The following is a 14,738-nucleotide window of genomic DNA, read 5'->3' as shown; positions in this document are numbered from 1 at the left end:
CCACCCGGCACGTTGTCGCCGCCGCGGTGCCCGGGGCCGCCGGGGCCCAGCGCAGCTGGGCCGCGGCAGCGCCCGCCGACCGGGCGCGCCTGCTGCGCCGCTTCGCCGCGATCGTCGACGGGCACGTCGAGGAACTGGCCCGCCTGGAGGTACGCGAGGCCGGCCACACCATCGGCAACGCCCGCTGGGAGGCCGGCAACGTACGCGACCTCCTCGACTTCGCCGCCGGGGGAGTCGAACGGCTCTCCGGCCGCCAGATCCCCGTCGCCGGCGGCATCGACATCACCTTCCTCGAACCGCTCGGCGTCATCGGCGTGATCGCCCCGTGGAACTTCCCCCTGCCGATCGCCGCCTGGGGCCTGGCGCCCGCCCTCGCCGCCGGCAACGCCGTCATCCTCAAACCCGCCGAGACCACCCCGCTCACCGCGCTGCGCCTGGCCGAACTCGCCCTCGAAGCCGGGATCCCCGAGCACCTCTTCCAGGTGCTCCCCGGCCGCGGGGACGTAGCGGGCGACGCCCTCGTCGAACACCCCGGCGTAGCGAAGATCGTCTTCACCGGATCCACCCGGGTCGGCAAGCAGATCATGGCCAAGTGCGCCGCCCGGGTGAAGCGCGTCACCCTCGAACTCGGCGGCAAGAGCCCCAACATCGTCTTCGCCGACGCCGACATCGAGGCGGCCGCCGCGGCCGCGCCCATGGCCTTCCTCGACAACACCGGCCAGGACTGCTGCGCCCGCACCCGCATCCTCGTCCAGCGCTCCGTGTACGACCGCTTCCTTGAGCTCCTCGCGCCCGGCATCGAGGGCGTGCGCGTCGGCGACCCGGCCGACGAGAAGACCCAGATGGGGCCGCTGATCTCGCGGCTCCAGCTGGACCGCGTCCGGTCCTACGTCACCGACGACCTCACCACCGTCCGCGGCGCCGCGCCCGAGGGCCCCGGCTTCTGGTACCCGCCGACCCTCGTCACGGACGTCGCCCCCACCGCGCCCGTGGCCGCCGAGGAGGTCTTCGGCCCCGTCGCCGTCGTCCTGCCCTTCGAGGACGAGGAGGAGGCCGTACGGCTGGCCAACGCGACCGAGTACGGCCTCTCCGGCTCTCTCTGGACCCGCGACGTCGGCCGGGCGCTGCGCGTCTCGCGCGCCGTCGCCGCCGGAAACCTGTCCGTCAACTCCCACAGCAGCGTCCGCTACTGGACCCCCTTCGGCGGCTACAAGCAGTCCGGGCTCGGCCGCGAGCTCGGACCTGACGCCCTCACCGCTTTCACCGAGACCAAGAACGTCTTCATCAGCACGGAGGCCTGACCGACATGACCGACCGCACCGAAGAGACCATCTGCCGCCGCCTGGTCGGCCGCACCGCCGTCATCACCGGAGCCGGCAGCGGCATCGGTCTGGCCACCGCCCGCCGCCTCGCCTCGGAAGGCGCGAACGTGGTGTGCGCCGACATCGACGAGACGGCCGGCAAGGCCGCCGCCGAGGAGGTGGGCGGCACCTACGTCAAGGTGGACGTCACCGACAAGGAGCAGGTCGACGCCCTCTTCAAGACGGCCCACGACACCTACGGCTCCGTCGACATCGCCTTCAACAACGCGGGCATCTCGCCCCCGGACGACGACTCCATCCTCACCACCGAGCTCGACGCCTGGCGCCGCGTCCAGGACGTCAACCTCACCTCCGTCTACCTGTGCTGCAGGGCCGCCCTGCCCTACATGCGCGAGCAGGGCCGCGGCTCCATCATCAACACGGCCTCCTTCGTCGCCATCATGGGCGCCGCCACCTCGCAGATCTCGTACACCGCCTCCAAGGGGGGCGTCCTCGCGATGTCCCGAGAGCTCGGCGTGCAGTTCGCCCGCGAGGGCATCCGCGTCAACGCCCTGTGCCCCGGGCCGGTCAACACCCCGCTGCTCCAGGAGCTGTTCGCCAAGGACCCCGAGCGCGCCGCTCGCCGCCTCGTGCACATCCCGCTGGGCCGGTTCGCCGAACCCACCGAGATCGCCGCCGCCGTCGCCTTCCTCGCCAGCGACGACTCCTCCTTCATCAACGCCGCCGACTTCGTCGTCGACGGCGGCATCTCGGGCGCGTACGTGACCCCGCTCTAACCCCCGGCCACGGCACTAGAGGAACGTGCGGCCCTCGCCCCGGTACGTCGGGGCGGTGGCCGTCACGCGGTCGCCCTCGATCAGGTGCAGCGTGTCGAAGCGCTCGCACAGCTCGCCCGCCTTGGCGTGCCGGAACCACACCCGGTCGCCGATCAGCAGGTCGTCGGCGGGGGCGCCCAGCAGCGGGGTCTGCACCTCGCCCGCGCCCTCCTGCGGGTCGTAGCGCAGGCCCTCCGGGAGGTACGGCACCGGCAGCCGGTCGGCCCCGGGCGCACCGGACGCCGGATAACCGCCGCCGAGCACGGTGACCACGCCCACACCGGGCCGGCGGACCACCGGCTGCGCGAACAGCGCGGCCGGACGGCCCCGGAAGGAGGTGTAGTTGTCGAACAGCCTCGGCACGTAGAGCCCCGAACCGGCGGCGATCTCCGTCACCGCGTCCTCGGCGGCGGTCTGCTGCACGCTTCCGGTGCCGCCTCCGTTGACGAACTCCAGGTCCGGGACGACCGCCCGCACCGCCCGGACAGCCTCGGCCCGGCGGGCGGCCAGCTCCCTGCGGGCCGCGCCCTGCATGAGCCGGATCACGCGCGACCGCACCGGGCGTCCCGCCAGCGCGTCCCCGACCCCGGCGACGTGGCCCTCGTACCCCATCAGGCCCACCACCCGGAACCCGGGCCGCGCGCAGACCGCGCGGGCCAGCGCGGCCAGCTGCGCGGGCTCACGCACCGGCGAGCGCCGGGCGCCGACCCGCACCCGGCCCCCGAGGAGGTGCAGCGCGGTGTCCAACTCCAGGCAGACGCGGACCTCCTGCGTGCCGCCGTCCCGGGCGCGGTCCACGAGGTCGAGCTGCGCCGGGTCGTCGACCATCACGGTGACCGCCGCGGCGAGCTTGGGATCCGCGGCGAGCTCGGCGAAACCGGCCCGGTCGGCGGACGGGTACGCCAGCAGCACGTCCTCGAATCCGGACCGGGCCAGCCACAGCGACTCGGCGAGGGTGTAGGACATGATCCCGGCGAACCCCGGCCGGGCCAGCACCCGTTCCAGCAGCGCGCGGCAGCGCACCGACTTGCTGGCGACCCGGACCGGCTTCCCGCCCGCCCGGCGCACGAGGTCGTCGGCGTTGGCGTCGAACGCGTCCAGGTCCACGACGGCCAGCGGCGCGTCGAGGTGCGCGGTCGCCCGGTCGTACCGGGCGCGGTCGGCGGCGGGGGAGTTCATGGGCGGCAGCTTGCCAGACGGCTCTACCGGTGGGTAGGGGGTTCGCGGGGCTCCCCGGGGCCCGCCCGGGGCCGCCGGGACCGTAGAGTACGGGGCAGGCAGCCGTACGGAACGGGGGGCGGAGCCGCCGGATGACCACGACGACACCGCGGACCTCGCTCCTGGGCGAGCCCGACGCACCCCTGACCCCGTATCCGCCCGAGCGGCCGCGCCGCCGGCCCGGACGCGTGCTCGCCGCCGTCCTGTGCGGGCTCATAGGAACCGGCCTCGCCGGCGCCGGCGGCTTCGGCCTCTGGTCCGAACACCGCGCCGCCAACCGGCCGTTGCCCCCGGACGCCGCCTACCGCGAGGCCGCGTCCCTGTGGCGGTCCGCCCCCGTCGACAGCCTCCTCCCGCCCGTCCTCGCCGGACCCTCGACGGGACCCGGCGGCGCCGACCGGACCTGGACCCGCGTCGCGCTCGCCCCCGACGCCGACTGCGCGGCCGCCCTCGCCCCCGACTGGCAGGCACTGCTGGCGGCCACCGGCTGCGCCCGGGTCCTGCGCGCGACGTACACCGACGCCACCCGCAGCTCGCTGGTCACCGTCGGCCTGGTCTTCACGCCCGGCAGCGGGCCCGCCATGGCCGAGCTCGCCGGACGCCTCCCCGCCCCGCCCGCGTACGGCTTCGCCGACGGCCAGCGCGCGGCCTGGCACGCCTCCGTCCGCCCCGAGGCCCCGGTCGTCGTCTACACGGTCTCGGCCTTCGCCGACGGCCGGCCGCTGGACGCCCCGCTGCCGGCCGCGGAGGCGGTGAAGGAGGGCGCGACCGGGGCCGTGGCCCAGGCGGGCCTCGGCCACGAGGCGAAGGCCCTGGCCGACCTCGCGGGCAGGGCCGTACGGGACCTCGTACTGCCGCCCGCGCCCTCGGCGGCGCCTTCCCCGGCGTCGCCCTCCGCCGCGAAGCCCGTACCGAAGGCCGCGGGGGCGCCCGTACCGCCGCCCGTCCGCGACTCCCCGCGACCGCCGGCGCCGGACGCTCCCCCCGCCCCTGTCGCCCCTACCGCCGCTTCCGCCCCTCCTGCCCCTGCCTCCCCGGAGCCCACCCCATGAGCAGAGCTCCCCGCGCCGGGGCCCGGGCGGCCGCCCTCGCCCTGGCCGTCCTCCTCGCGAGCGGAGCCGCCGCCGCCCCGGCCGCGGCCGACACGATCAGGGACCGCCAGTGGGGCCTCCTCGCCCTGCGCGCCGAGGAGGCCTGGGGCACGACCCGGGGCGACGGCGTCACCGTCGCCGTCCTGGACACCGGCGTCGACGACGCACACCCCGACCTGGCCGGACAGGTCCTGGAAGGCACCGACCTCATCGGCACCGGCGCGGTGCGGGGCGACCGCGCCTGGGCCCGCCACGGCACGGCCATGGCCGGCATCATCGCCGGGCACGGCCACGGGCCCCGCCGCGGCCAGGGCGTCCTCGGCGTCGCCCCGCAGGCGAAGATCCTGCCGGTCCGGGTGATCCTGGAGGAGGGCGACCCCGGCCGCGCCCAGGCCCGCGACAGCAAGGGCGGCGCCCTCGCCGAAGGCATCCGCTGGGCCGCCGACCACGGCGCGGACGTGATCAACCTGTCGCTCGGCGACGACAGCGACTCCGCGCACCACGAGGCGGGGGAGGACGAGGCCGTCCAGTACGCCCTCGCCAAGGGCGTGGTCGTCGTCGCCTCGGCCGGCAACGGCGGCAAGACGGGCGACCACGTCTCCTACCCGGCCGCCTACCCCGGGGTCATCGCCGTCACCGCCGTCGACCGCCGCGGCCGCAAGGCCGCCTTCTCCACGCGCAACTGGTACGCCACCGTCAGCGCCCCCGGCGTCGACGTGGTCATCGCCGACCCCGACCGCTCGTACTACGAGGGCTGGGGCACCAGCGCGGCGGCCGCCTTCGTCTCCGGCGCCGCGGCGCTCGTCCTCGCCGCGCACCCGGACCTGTCCCCGGCCCAGATCAAGAAGCTGCTGGAGGACACCGCCTCGGACGCCCCGGCCGGCGGCCGCGACGACTCCCGGGGCCACGGGACGGTGGACCCCGTCGCCGCGCTCCGGGTCGCCGAGGCCATGCGACCCGAGGCACCCGTGCCCGCGCCCGCCCCGGCCGGCGGCACCTACTTCGGCCCCGGCCCGGAGCCGGCCCGCCCGGCCGGCCGGGAGCCCCGCTTCGGACCCCCGCAGGCCGCGGCGGCCGGGGTTGTACTGCTCGTGCTGGCGGCCGTGCTGGCCCGCAGGCCGAGGCGTCCTTGGGAGCCCGGCGCCGGGCCTCCCGGGCGGGCGGGCGCGCGGCACAGTAGGGTCGGGTAACTGTGGCGAACATGGCGAACAAGAACATTCCCGACCCCGGCTTCTCCGACGACGACGGCTCGGCGGACCCCCGGCTGGCCGCGGCCCTCACCGCCTGGGCCGCGGACCGGGCGGCCGAGCCGCAGGTACTGGCCGCCCTGCGGGAGGCCCGCCTGCTCGTGCCGGTCGTCGCCGTCCTCGGCGAGGCCGAGACCGACCCGCTGACGGGCCTCACACGCGAGAAGACCAGCGACATGGCCGTCCCGACCCTGCGCGCGGGAGACCGGCGGGCCCTGCCCGCCTTCACCTCGACCGCCTCGCTCGCGCTCTGGGACCCGGCCGCTCGGCCGGTGGCCGTCCCGCTGCACCAGGCGCTGGCGGCCGCCGCGCACGAGAAGGCCGACACCGTGGTCCTGGACCTGGCCGGCCCCGTCACCTACCAGCTGACCGGACCGGCGCTGCGCGCGCTGGCCGAGGGCCGCACCGACGCCGACCCGCTGGCCGACCCCGCCGTACGGGAGGCCGTACGGGCCGCCGTGGCGGCGGAGGCCGCCGTGGTCCGCGCCCACCTGGGCCCCGCGGGCACGGAGGCCGACGGCACGCTGGCGATCGTGCTGGACGCCGGGCCCCTGGCTCCCGCGGCGGCCCGCCGGGTCGCCGAGGCGCTGGCGGCGGACGACACCCTGCGCGCCCGGCTGGTGCGCGGGCTGAACCTGGCCGTGCTGCCGGCGGACACCCCGGCGCCGCCCGGCGAGCCGCTGTACACCCGCTAGAGCCGCGCGGGGGGACGCCGGAGGGCTCAGCCGAAGACGGGGCCGGTGAACTTCTCGCCCGGGCCCTGACCCGGCTCGTCCGGGACGAGGGAGGCCTCGCGGAAGGCCAGCTGGAGCGACTTCAGGCCGTCCCGCAGGGGTGCGGCGTGGAAGGAGCTGATCTCCGTGGCGCTCGCGGTGACCAGTCCGGCCAGGGCGGTGATCAGCTTGCGGGCCTCGTCGAGGTCCTTGTGCTCGGAGTCCGGCTTGTCCAGGCCCAGGTTGACCGCCGCGGCGCTCAGCAGGTGCACGGCCACCGTGGTGATCACCTCGACGGCGGGGACGTCCGCGATGTCGCGGGTCATGGCGTCGTAGTCGGGAGCCTCTTCGGCAGCGGGCTCGGAGGGGAGTGTCGCGTCAGTCATGCGCCCACGATATGCCGTGCGGCGGGCTTGCAACGCGGGTGCTAGCATGTACATCGACCGGCCGGACACTGCTGTGCCCGGCCCACAAGTGGAGGCTCCGTTCTCCCACCTGACTGCCCTCCGGGGCGGCGGGTCATCCGGTCAGGCGGTATCCATCGTTCCGTACGGACGATGGAAAACCGCCCGAGTCTGCGCCCCGCGTTCGCATGCGGCGGTGCTCCGGTTGTTTTGGAGCCCCTGCCTGTGCCCGGCGGGGCTTTTTTCATTCTCCCCGCCGCGGTAGGTCTGACGGAAATACACGTCAGCGGCTGTCTGCCAGGCAGCCGTGTGGTGCTACCGAGGAGGATCCATCAGCACCGAGCCCCGCATCAACGACCGGATTCGCGTTCCCGAGGTACGACTCGTCGGTCCCAGCGGCGAGCAGGTCGGCATCGTGCCGCTTGCCAAGGCGCTTGAGCTCGCGCAGGAGTACGACCTCGACCTGGTCGAGGTCGCGGCGTCCGCACGCCCGCCGGTCTGCAAGCTCATGGACTACGGCAAGTTCAAGTACGAGTCGGCCATGAAGGCCCGTGAGGCGCGCAAGAACCAGGCGCACACGGTCATCAAGGAAATGAAGCTCCGGCCGAAGATCGACCCGCACGACTATGACACCAAGAAGGGTCACGTCGTTCGGTTCCTCAAGCAGGGCGACAAGGTCAAGATCACGATCATGTTCCGTGGTCGCGAGCAGTCCAGGCCGGAACTCGGCTTCCGACTGCTGCAGCGCCTCGCGGCCGACGTCGAGGACCTCGGGTTCATCGAGTCGAACCCGAAGCAGGACGGCCGAAACATGATCATGGTTCTCGGTCCGCACAAGAAGAAGACCGAGGCGATGGCCGAGGCCCGCGAGGCGCAGGCCGCCCGCAAGGCCGAGCGCCAGGGTGTCGCCCTCACCGACGACGAGGCTCCTTTCGAGGACGCCGCCGCCGAGGTGGAGGAGACCGAGTTCGCCGAGGCCGATGCCGACGAGGCGCCTGCCGACGAGGCATCCGCCGACGAGGCGAACGCCGACGAGGCGAACACCCAGGCCTGATCCAGGGGCAGCCCGTCCCGGATCACCTACACACCATGACGCTCCCGCGAGCCGGTCCCCCGTGGACCGGTGGGAGTGCCACCGACGAGGAGACAACGGCGCCATGCCGAAGAACAAGACGCACAGCGGTACCAAGAAGCGCTTCAAGGTCACCGGCTCCGGCAAGGTGCTCCGCGAGCGCGCCGGCAAGCGCCACCTGCTCGAACACAAGTCGTCCCGTGTCACCCGCCGCCTCACCGGCAACGCGGAGATGGCCCCCGGCGACGCCGCGAAGATCAAGAAGCTTCTCGGCATCTGACGTCTCCGCTCCCCCCTGCGGGAGCGGGACGCCGAACCGGGACCCCATCGAATTCGGGCCGCTGTGAAGACACCCACGGCCCCGCTGCAAGGAGTTAAAAAGTGGCACGCGTCAAGCGGGCAGTAAACGCCCACAAGAAGCGCCGGGCGATCCTCGAAGCCGCCTCCGGCTACCGCGGTCAGCGTTCGCGCCTGTACCGCAAGGCCAAGGAGCAGGTCACCCACTCGCTGGTCTACAACTTCAACGACCGCAAGAAGCGCAAGGGCGACTTCCGTCAGCTGTGGATCCAGCGCATCAACGCCGCTGCCCGCCAGAACGGCATGACGTACAACCGCCTCATCCAGGGTCTGAAGGCCGCCAACATCGAGGTGGACCGCAAGATCCTCGCGGAGCTGGCCGTCAACGACGCCAACGCGTTCGCCGCGCTCGTCGAGGTCGCCCAGAAGGCGCTCCCCGCCGACGTCAACGCCCCCAAGGTCGCTGCCTAAGGGCTAGCCGGCCCCGCTTCCAGGAGGCCGGCCCCCACGGACCCGCAGGCTCACGCCTGCGGGTCCGTGTGCTTTCGCCCCGCACCGCCGCGGGCGGACCCCCGCACTCCGTGCCGCCCCCGGTCCCGGCCGGACGGCGCCGCGCCCCGGACCCCCGAGAGAGAACCGCTGAGACCATGGGTACCCCCGCCGAGCTGATCTCCCCCCGATCCCCGCGGGTGGCCGCCGCCAGGCGACTGGCGCGGCGCAACTTCCGCACCAAGGAGCGCCGGTTCATCGCCGAGGGCCCGCAGGCCGTCCGCGAGGCCGTCGAGCACCGCGGCGGCGGGGGAGCGTCGACCCTGATCGAGCTGTTCGCGACGGTCGAGGCCGCCGAGCGCTACTCCGGGATCGTCGACGCGGCGCTGGACGCGGGCGTCCGCGTCCACTACGCCGGCGACGAGGTCCTCGCCGATGTCTCCCAGACGGTCACCCCGCAGGGCCTCGTGGGCGTCTGCCACTTCCTGGACTCGCCGTTCGAGGACATCCTGGCGGCCCGGCCGAAGCTGGTCGCCGTCCTGGCGCACGTCCGCGACCCCGGGAACGCCGGTACCGTGCTGCGCTGCGCGGACGCGGCCGGGGCCGACGCGGTGGTGCTCACCGACGCCTCCGTGGACCTGTACAACCCCAAGTCCGTACGGGCCTCCGTGGGCTCCCTCTTCCACCTGCCGGTGGCGGTCGGCGTACCGGTGGAACAGGCCGTGGCGGGGCTGCGGGCGGCCGGGGTGCGCATCCTCGCGGCCGACGGGGCCGGCGAGGAGGACCTCGACGCCGAACTCGACGCGGGCACCATGGGCGGCCCCTCGGCGTGGGTCTTCGGCAACGAGGCCTGGGGTCTGCCGCAGGAGACCCGGGACCTCGCGGACGCCGTGGTGCGGGTCCCGATCCACGGCAGGGCGGAGAGCCTGAACCTGGCGACGGCCGCCGCCGTGTGCCTCTACGCGTCCGCGCGAGCACAGCGGGCGCCCGGAGGGTGCCGCTCCGTGACCCCCAGCTAGTAATGTGGCGGCCCGGGGGCCCACTGCGCTACTCGGAGAGGTGGGGTACGGGGACATGACCGTCGGTACGAACAGCCCACGCGGGACGGCGGCGGACGCCGCCGCGGCCCGGGACGGGCTTGCGGTTGCCACCGCGGCGAGCGCCTTCGGGATCGACCCCGACGACCTGCCCGACGGCCTGGTCGTCGCCGACCACACCGGCCGCGTCATCTGCTTCAACCGGGCCGCCGCCCGGATGACCGCCACCGACCCCGCCCTGGCCCTGGGCTCGCGGATCGACACCGCCCTGCCGCTGGAGGACCTCAAGGGCCGCCGCTGGTGGGCGCTGACCGACCCGTACGGAGGCCTGGCCACCCGCCGCGGCCAGCCCGAGCGCAACCTGCTGCTCCCGGGCGGCCGCGAGGTGCTGGTGTCGGCCCGGTACGTGCGCACCCACCCCACCGGACCGGTCCGCCGCCTCGTCGTCACCCTGCGCGGCACCGAGGCCCGCCGCCGCACCGAACGCAGCCACGCCGAACTGATCGCCACCGTCGCCCACGAGCTGCGCTCCCCGCTGACCTCCGTCAAGGGGTTCACGGCGACCCTGCTGGCCAAGTGGGAGCGGTTCACCGACGACCAGAAGCGGCTGATGCTGGAGACCGTCGACGCCGACGCCAACCGCGTCACCCGCCTGATCGCCGAGCTGCTGGACATCTCCCGCATCGACTCCGGCCGCCTGGAGGTGCGCCGGCAGCCGGTGGACATCGCCACCGCGGTGGGCCGCCACGTCCAGGCGCTCATCGCGAACGGCCAGGCCCCCGAGCGGTTCCTCGTACGGGTCAGCCGACCGCTCCCCGACCTCTGGGCCGATCCGGACAAGATCGACCAGATCCTCGGCAACCTCCTCGAAAATGCGGTGCGCCACGGAGAGGGAACGGTCACCATCGACGTGTCGCCCCACGAGAAGGGAACCGCCGTCACCGTGACCGACGAAGGCACCGGGATCCCCGAGGAGTCGATGGGCCGCGTCTTCACCCGCTTCTGGCGGGGGAGCAAGCGCGGCGGCACCGGCCTGGGCCTGTACATCGTCAAGGGCATCGTGGAGGCGCACGGCGGCACCATCGCGGTCGGCCGCGGCCCCGGCGGCGGCGCCGAGTTCCGATTTATCCTGCCCGTGAGCGCCCCGGCCTACCTCACGCAGTAACCCTGCGGAGCGTCTCGCCAGGCGGCCCACGGGCCCCTTCACCCCAGGCGACCTTTAGACTCGTCCTTTGGCACCTTTGTGTCTCTGTGTCGATCGGTCTGATCGTGCCGTACGGGGACCCACCAGCCAGCCATCGGAAGTACGGGAAGAGATGTCGGCACCGAACAAGTCGTACGACCCTGTCGAGGTCGAGGCACTGAAACCGGAAGAGATCGAGCGCATGCGGGACGAGGCGCTCGCCGCCTTCGCGTCCGCCGGCGACCTCGACGCGCTGCGGGAGGCGAAGACCGCGCACATGGGCGACCGCTCGCCCCTGGCGCTCGCCAACCGCGAGATCGGAGCCCTGCCGCCGCAGGCCAAGGCCGAGGCGGGCAAGCGCGTGGGCCAGGCCCGCGGCGCCGTGAACAAGGCCTTCGGGGCCCGCACGGTCGCCCTGGAGTCCGAGCGCGACGAGCGCGTGCTGGTCGAGGAGGCGGTGGACGTCACACTGCCGTACGACCGCGTGCCCGCCGGTGCCCGGCACCCCCTGACCACGCTGATGGACCGTATCGCGGACATCTTCGTGGCCATGGGGTACGAGGTCGCCGAGGGGCCCGAGGTCGAGGCGGAGTGGTTCAACTTCGACGCCCTCAATTTCACGCCGGACCACCCGGCGCGCCAGATGCAGGACACCTTCTTCGTCCGGGGCCCCGAGGGCACCCAGGGCGACGAGTCCGGTGTCGTCCTGCGCACCCACACCTCCCCGGTGCAGGCGCGCTCGCTCCTGGAGCGCAAGCCGCCCGTCTACATCGTCTGCCCGGGCCGGGTGTACCGCACCGACGAGCTCGACGCGACGCACACCCCGGTCTTCCACCAGGTCGAGCTGCTCGCCGTGGACGAGGGCCTGACCATGGCGGACCTCAAGGGCACCATGGACCACATGGTCCAGGAGCTGTTCGGGGAGGGCACGACCACGCGCCTGCGCCCGCACTTCTTCCCCTTCACCGAGCCGTCCGCCGAGATGGACATGCAGTGCTACGTGTGCCGCGGCGAGTCGGTGGGCAACCCCGACCGCCCGTGCCGCACCTGCTCCAGCGAGGGCTGGATCGAGCTCGGCGGCTGCGGCATGGTCAACCCCAAGGTGCTGACCGCCTGCGGCGTGGACCCCGAGAAGTACAGCGGGTTCGCCTTCGGCTTCGGCATCGAGCGGATGCTGATGTTCCGTCACAACGTTGAAGACATGCGAGACATGGTCGAGGGTGACGTTCGCTTCACCCGGCCGTTCGGGAGTGAGATCTGATGCGCGTCCCGCTTTCCTGGCTGCGGGAGTACGTCGACCTCCCCGCGGGCGAGACCGGCCGCGACGTGGCCGCCAAGCTGGTCGACGCCGGCCTTGAGGTCGAGACCGTCGAGCAGCTCGGCGGCGGGCTCAAGGGCCCGCTCGTCGTCGGTCAGGTACTGACCATCGAGGAGCTGGAGGGCTTTCGCAAGCCGATCCGCTTCTGCACCGTCGACGTCGGCGCGGCCAACGGCACCGGCGAACCGCAGGAGATCGTCTGCGGCGCCCGGAACTTCTCCGTCGGCGACAAGGTCGTCGTGGTGCTCCCGGGCGCGGTGCTGCCCGGCGACTTCGCGATCGCCTCGCGCAAGACGTACGGCCGCACCTCGCACGGCATGATCTGCTCCGGCGACGAGCTGGGCATGGGCGACGACGGCACGCACGGCATCATCGTGCTGCCGCCCGAGCACGAGGTCGGCACCGACGCGATCGAGCTGCTCCAGCTCGTCGACGAGGTCCTCGACATCGACATCACCCCGGACCGCGGCTACTGCATGTCCCTGCGCGGCGTCGCCCGCGAGGCGGCGACCGCCTACGGCCTGCCGCTGCGCGACCCGGCGCTGCTCGACGTCCCGGCGCCGAACTCGTACGGGTACCCGGTCAAGGTCGATGACCCGGCGGGCTGCGACCGGTTCACCGCCCGCACCGTCACCGGCCTCGACCCCGAGGCGCGCTCCCCGATCTGGCTGACCCGCCGCCTCCAGAAGGCCGGCATGCGCCCGATCTCGCTCGCCGTCGACATCACCAACTACGTGATGCTGGAGCTCGGCCAGCCGCTGCACGCCTACGACCGCTCGCGGGTCAACGGCGCCATCGGCGTCCGCCGTGCCGAGCAGGGCGAGAAGCTCACCACCCTCGACGGAGTCAAGCGCACGCTCGACGCCGAGGACCTGGTGATCACCGACGACAGCGGGCCGATCGGCCTCGCCGGCGTCATGGGCGGCGCCGACACGGAGATCGCGGACTCCGTCACCACACCTTTCGATCCTTCCGGCTCGACCGGCCAGGTCACGGGGACCACCGACGTGGTCGTCGAGGCCGCGCACTTCGACCCCGTGTCGATCTCGCGCACCGCCCGCCGCCTGAAGCTGTCCTCCGAGGCCTCCAAGCGCTTCGAGCGGGGCGTCGACCCGCAGGCCGCCGCCGCGGCCGCGCAGCGGACCGTGGACCTGCTCGTGCTGCTCGCGGGCGGCACCGCCGAGGCCGGGGTCACCGAGTTCCTCGCCCCGGGCGCCCCCCGCACCATCGCGATGGGCGCGGACCACCCGGACCGCGTCGCGGGCATGGACTACGGCCGCGAGACCGTCGTCCGCCGCCTCCAGGAGATCGGCTGCGACGTCTACGGCCAGGACGAGCTCGTCGTCACGGTGCCCTCGTGGCGCCCCGACCTCGCCGAGCCCAACGACCTCGCCGAAGAGGTCATCCGGCTGGAGGGTTACGGCAACCTTCCGTCGACCCTGCCGCAGGTGCCCTCCGGCCGCGGCCTGACCGCCCGGCAGCAGCTGCACCGGCGGGTCGGCCGCGCGCTGGCCGGCGCCGGCTACGTCGAGGCGCTGAGCTACCCGTTCCTCGGCGAGCAGGTCTTCGACCAGCTCCAGCTCCCCGCGCACGACGCCGCCCGGCAGGTCGTCACCCTGGTCAACCCGATCTCCGACGAGGAGCCGGCGCTGCGCACCACGCTGCTGCCGGGCCTGCTGGGCGCGCTGCGACGCAACGACAGCCGGGGCAGCCACGACCTCGCGCTGTTCGAGACCGGCTCGGTCTTCCGGGCCGCCGCGCGGCCGGGTGTCGCCGTACGGCTGCCCGTCGACCGGCGTCCCACGGACGAGGAGATCGCCACCCTGAACGCGGCCCTGCCCGCGCAGCCGCGCTATGCCGCGGTCGTGCTCGCCGGAGCCCGTGAGCAGGCCGGCTGGTGGGGCGGGGGCCGCCCGGCCGACTGGGCGGACGCCGTCCAGGCGGCCCGTTCGCTGGCCGTCGAGGCCGGCGCCGAGCTCGTCGTCCGCCAGGGCCGGTACGGCCCCTGGCACCCGGGCCGGTGCGCCGAGCTCGTCGTCACCGTCGACGGGGTCGAGGAGGTCATCGGCCACGCCGGTGAGCTGCACCCGCGCGTGGTCAAGACGATGGGCCTGCCCGCGCGCACCAGCGCCATGGAGCTCGATCTGGACCGCCTCGCGGCGGCCGGCGGCGAGGCGCTGCAGGCGCCGCGTATCTCCGGCTTCCCGGTGGCGACCCAGGACGTCGCGCTGATCGTGGACGCGTCCGTCCCGGCCTCGGAGGTCGAGACCGCGCTGCGCAAGGGTGCGGGCGAACTGCTCGAATCGCTGCGGCTGTTCGACGTGTTCACCGGCGAGCAGGTGGGCGGGGGCAAGAAGTCCCTGGCGTACGCGCTGCGCTTCCGCGCGGCCGACCGCACGCTGACCGCCGAGGAGACCACGGCCGCGCGCGACGCGGCGGTGGCCCTCGCGGGCGAGCGGACCGGGGCGGTACTCCGGGGCGCGTGACGCCGCGGCGCACGGCAGGGTGAGGGGCGGGCCCGCGGTACCGGGG

Annotated in this window: 14 protein-coding genes; 12 read left to right on the top strand and 2 right to left on the bottom strand. The window is 73.9% G+C overall.

Translation table 11 applies throughout. The annotated features are described in order from the left end of the window. The coding region (locus tag ACFWUQ_RS14075; protein ID WP_384537367.1) for an aldehyde dehydrogenase family protein at positions 1–1,301 on the top strand (1,301 nt) is incomplete at its 5' end. Between the two features lie 5 nt (positions 1,302–1,306). Continuing rightward, positions 1,307–2,098 carry a 3-oxoacyl-ACP reductase gene (locus tag ACFWUQ_RS14070; RefSeq protein WP_384537364.1) on the top strand — a complete coding sequence of 264 codons (792 nt, stop codon included), beginning with the start codon at positions 1,307–1,309 and terminating at the stop codon, positions 2,096–2,098. Positions 2,099–2,113: 15 nt separating this feature from the next. On the opposite strand, the gene ACFWUQ_RS14065 is transcribed toward ACFWUQ_RS14070, so the two are convergent. Then, positions 2,114–3,316, bottom strand: coding sequence for an amino acid deaminase/aldolase (locus ACFWUQ_RS14065; RefSeq protein ID WP_384537361.1), 1,203 nt, complete (start codon positions 3,314–3,316; stop codon positions 2,114–2,116). A 131-nt stretch (positions 3,317–3,447) separates the two neighbouring features. Between ACFWUQ_RS14065 and ACFWUQ_RS14060 the strand changes: the two genes are divergently transcribed. Genes ACFWUQ_RS14060 through ACFWUQ_RS14050 form a run of 3 tightly spaced genes read left to right on the top strand, consistent with a single transcriptional unit; the run spans position 3,448 to position 6,388 of the window. Further along, the gene (locus ACFWUQ_RS14060; protein WP_384537359.1) at positions 3,448–4,407 is read left to right on the top strand and encodes a hypothetical protein; all 960 of its coding nucleotides are present in this window, start codon (positions 3,448–3,450) and stop codon (positions 4,405–4,407) included. Continuing rightward, the gene (mycP, locus tag ACFWUQ_RS14055; RefSeq protein ID WP_384537356.1) at positions 4,404–5,636 is read left to right on the top strand and encodes a type VII secretion-associated serine protease mycosin; all 1,233 of its coding nucleotides are present in this window, start codon (positions 4,404–4,406) and stop codon (positions 5,634–5,636) included. Before ACFWUQ_RS14060 ends, mycP begins: the two co-directional genes overlap by 4 nt. A gap of 11 nt (positions 5,637–5,647) precedes the next feature. Continuing rightward, positions 5,648–6,388, top strand: coding sequence for an SseB family protein (locus ACFWUQ_RS14050; RefSeq protein ID WP_384537353.1), 741 nt, complete (start codon positions 5,648–5,650; stop codon positions 6,386–6,388). A 26-nt stretch (positions 6,389–6,414) separates the two neighbouring features. Here the strand turns inward: ACFWUQ_RS14050 and ACFWUQ_RS14045 are convergent, their stop codons facing one another. Next, a complete protein-coding gene (locus tag ACFWUQ_RS14045) occupies positions 6,415–6,792 on the bottom strand; it encodes a DUF1844 domain-containing protein (RefSeq protein ID WP_384537350.1) in 378 nt (125 codons plus the stop codon). 325 nt (positions 6,793–7,117) lie between these two features. Between ACFWUQ_RS14045 and infC the strand changes: the two genes are divergently transcribed. The 7 genes from infC to pheT all read left to right on the top strand — a co-directional run bounded on the left by infC (position 7,118) and on the right by pheT (position 14,692). Then, positions 7,118–7,864 carry a translation initiation factor IF-3 gene (infC, locus tag ACFWUQ_RS14040; RefSeq protein WP_384537348.1) on the top strand — a complete coding sequence of 249 codons (747 nt, stop codon included), beginning with the start codon at positions 7,118–7,120 and terminating at the stop codon, positions 7,862–7,864. Between the two features lie 103 nt (positions 7,865–7,967). Beyond that, positions 7,968–8,162, top strand: a complete 195-nt coding sequence (gene rpmI, locus ACFWUQ_RS14035) for a 50S ribosomal protein L35 (RefSeq protein ID WP_030012385.1) — start codon at positions 7,968–7,970, stop codon at positions 8,160–8,162. Positions 8,163–8,263: 101 nt separating this feature from the next. Next, entirely contained in the window at positions 8,264–8,650 is a 387-nt protein-coding gene (gene rplT, locus ACFWUQ_RS14030) for a 50S ribosomal protein L20 (RefSeq protein WP_030157251.1), read from the top strand. A gap of 176 nt (positions 8,651–8,826) precedes the next feature. Further along, positions 8,827–9,687 carry a TrmH family RNA methyltransferase gene (locus ACFWUQ_RS14025; RefSeq protein ID WP_384537345.1) on the top strand — a complete coding sequence of 287 codons (861 nt, stop codon included), beginning with the start codon at positions 8,827–8,829 and terminating at the stop codon, positions 9,685–9,687. 55 nt (positions 9,688–9,742) lie between these two features. Further along, positions 9,743–10,870: an ATP-binding protein gene (locus ACFWUQ_RS14020; protein WP_384537342.1), complete on the top strand. Its 1,128-nt coding sequence runs from the start codon at positions 9,743–9,745 to the stop codon at positions 10,868–10,870. Positions 10,871–11,021: 151 nt separating this feature from the next. Further along, positions 11,022–12,149: a phenylalanine--tRNA ligase subunit alpha gene (pheS, locus tag ACFWUQ_RS14015; protein WP_384537339.1), complete on the top strand. Its 1,128-nt coding sequence runs from the start codon at positions 11,022–11,024 to the stop codon at positions 12,147–12,149. Continuing rightward, positions 12,149–14,692, top strand: a complete 2,544-nt coding sequence (gene pheT, locus ACFWUQ_RS14010) for a phenylalanine--tRNA ligase subunit beta (protein WP_384537336.1) — start codon at positions 12,149–12,151, stop codon at positions 14,690–14,692. The genes pheS and pheT overlap by 1 nt, the downstream gene beginning before the upstream one ends. The last annotated feature ends 46 nt before the right edge of the window (positions 14,693–14,738 follow it).

It is taken from the genome of Streptomyces sp. NPDC058662, assembly GCF_042716255.1.
Taxonomy (GTDB): domain Bacteria; phylum Actinomycetota; class Actinomycetes; order Streptomycetales; family Streptomycetaceae; genus Streptomyces.
Note: the sequence above shows the minus strand (reverse complement) of the source record. Positions and strands in the feature narration are given on the sequence as shown.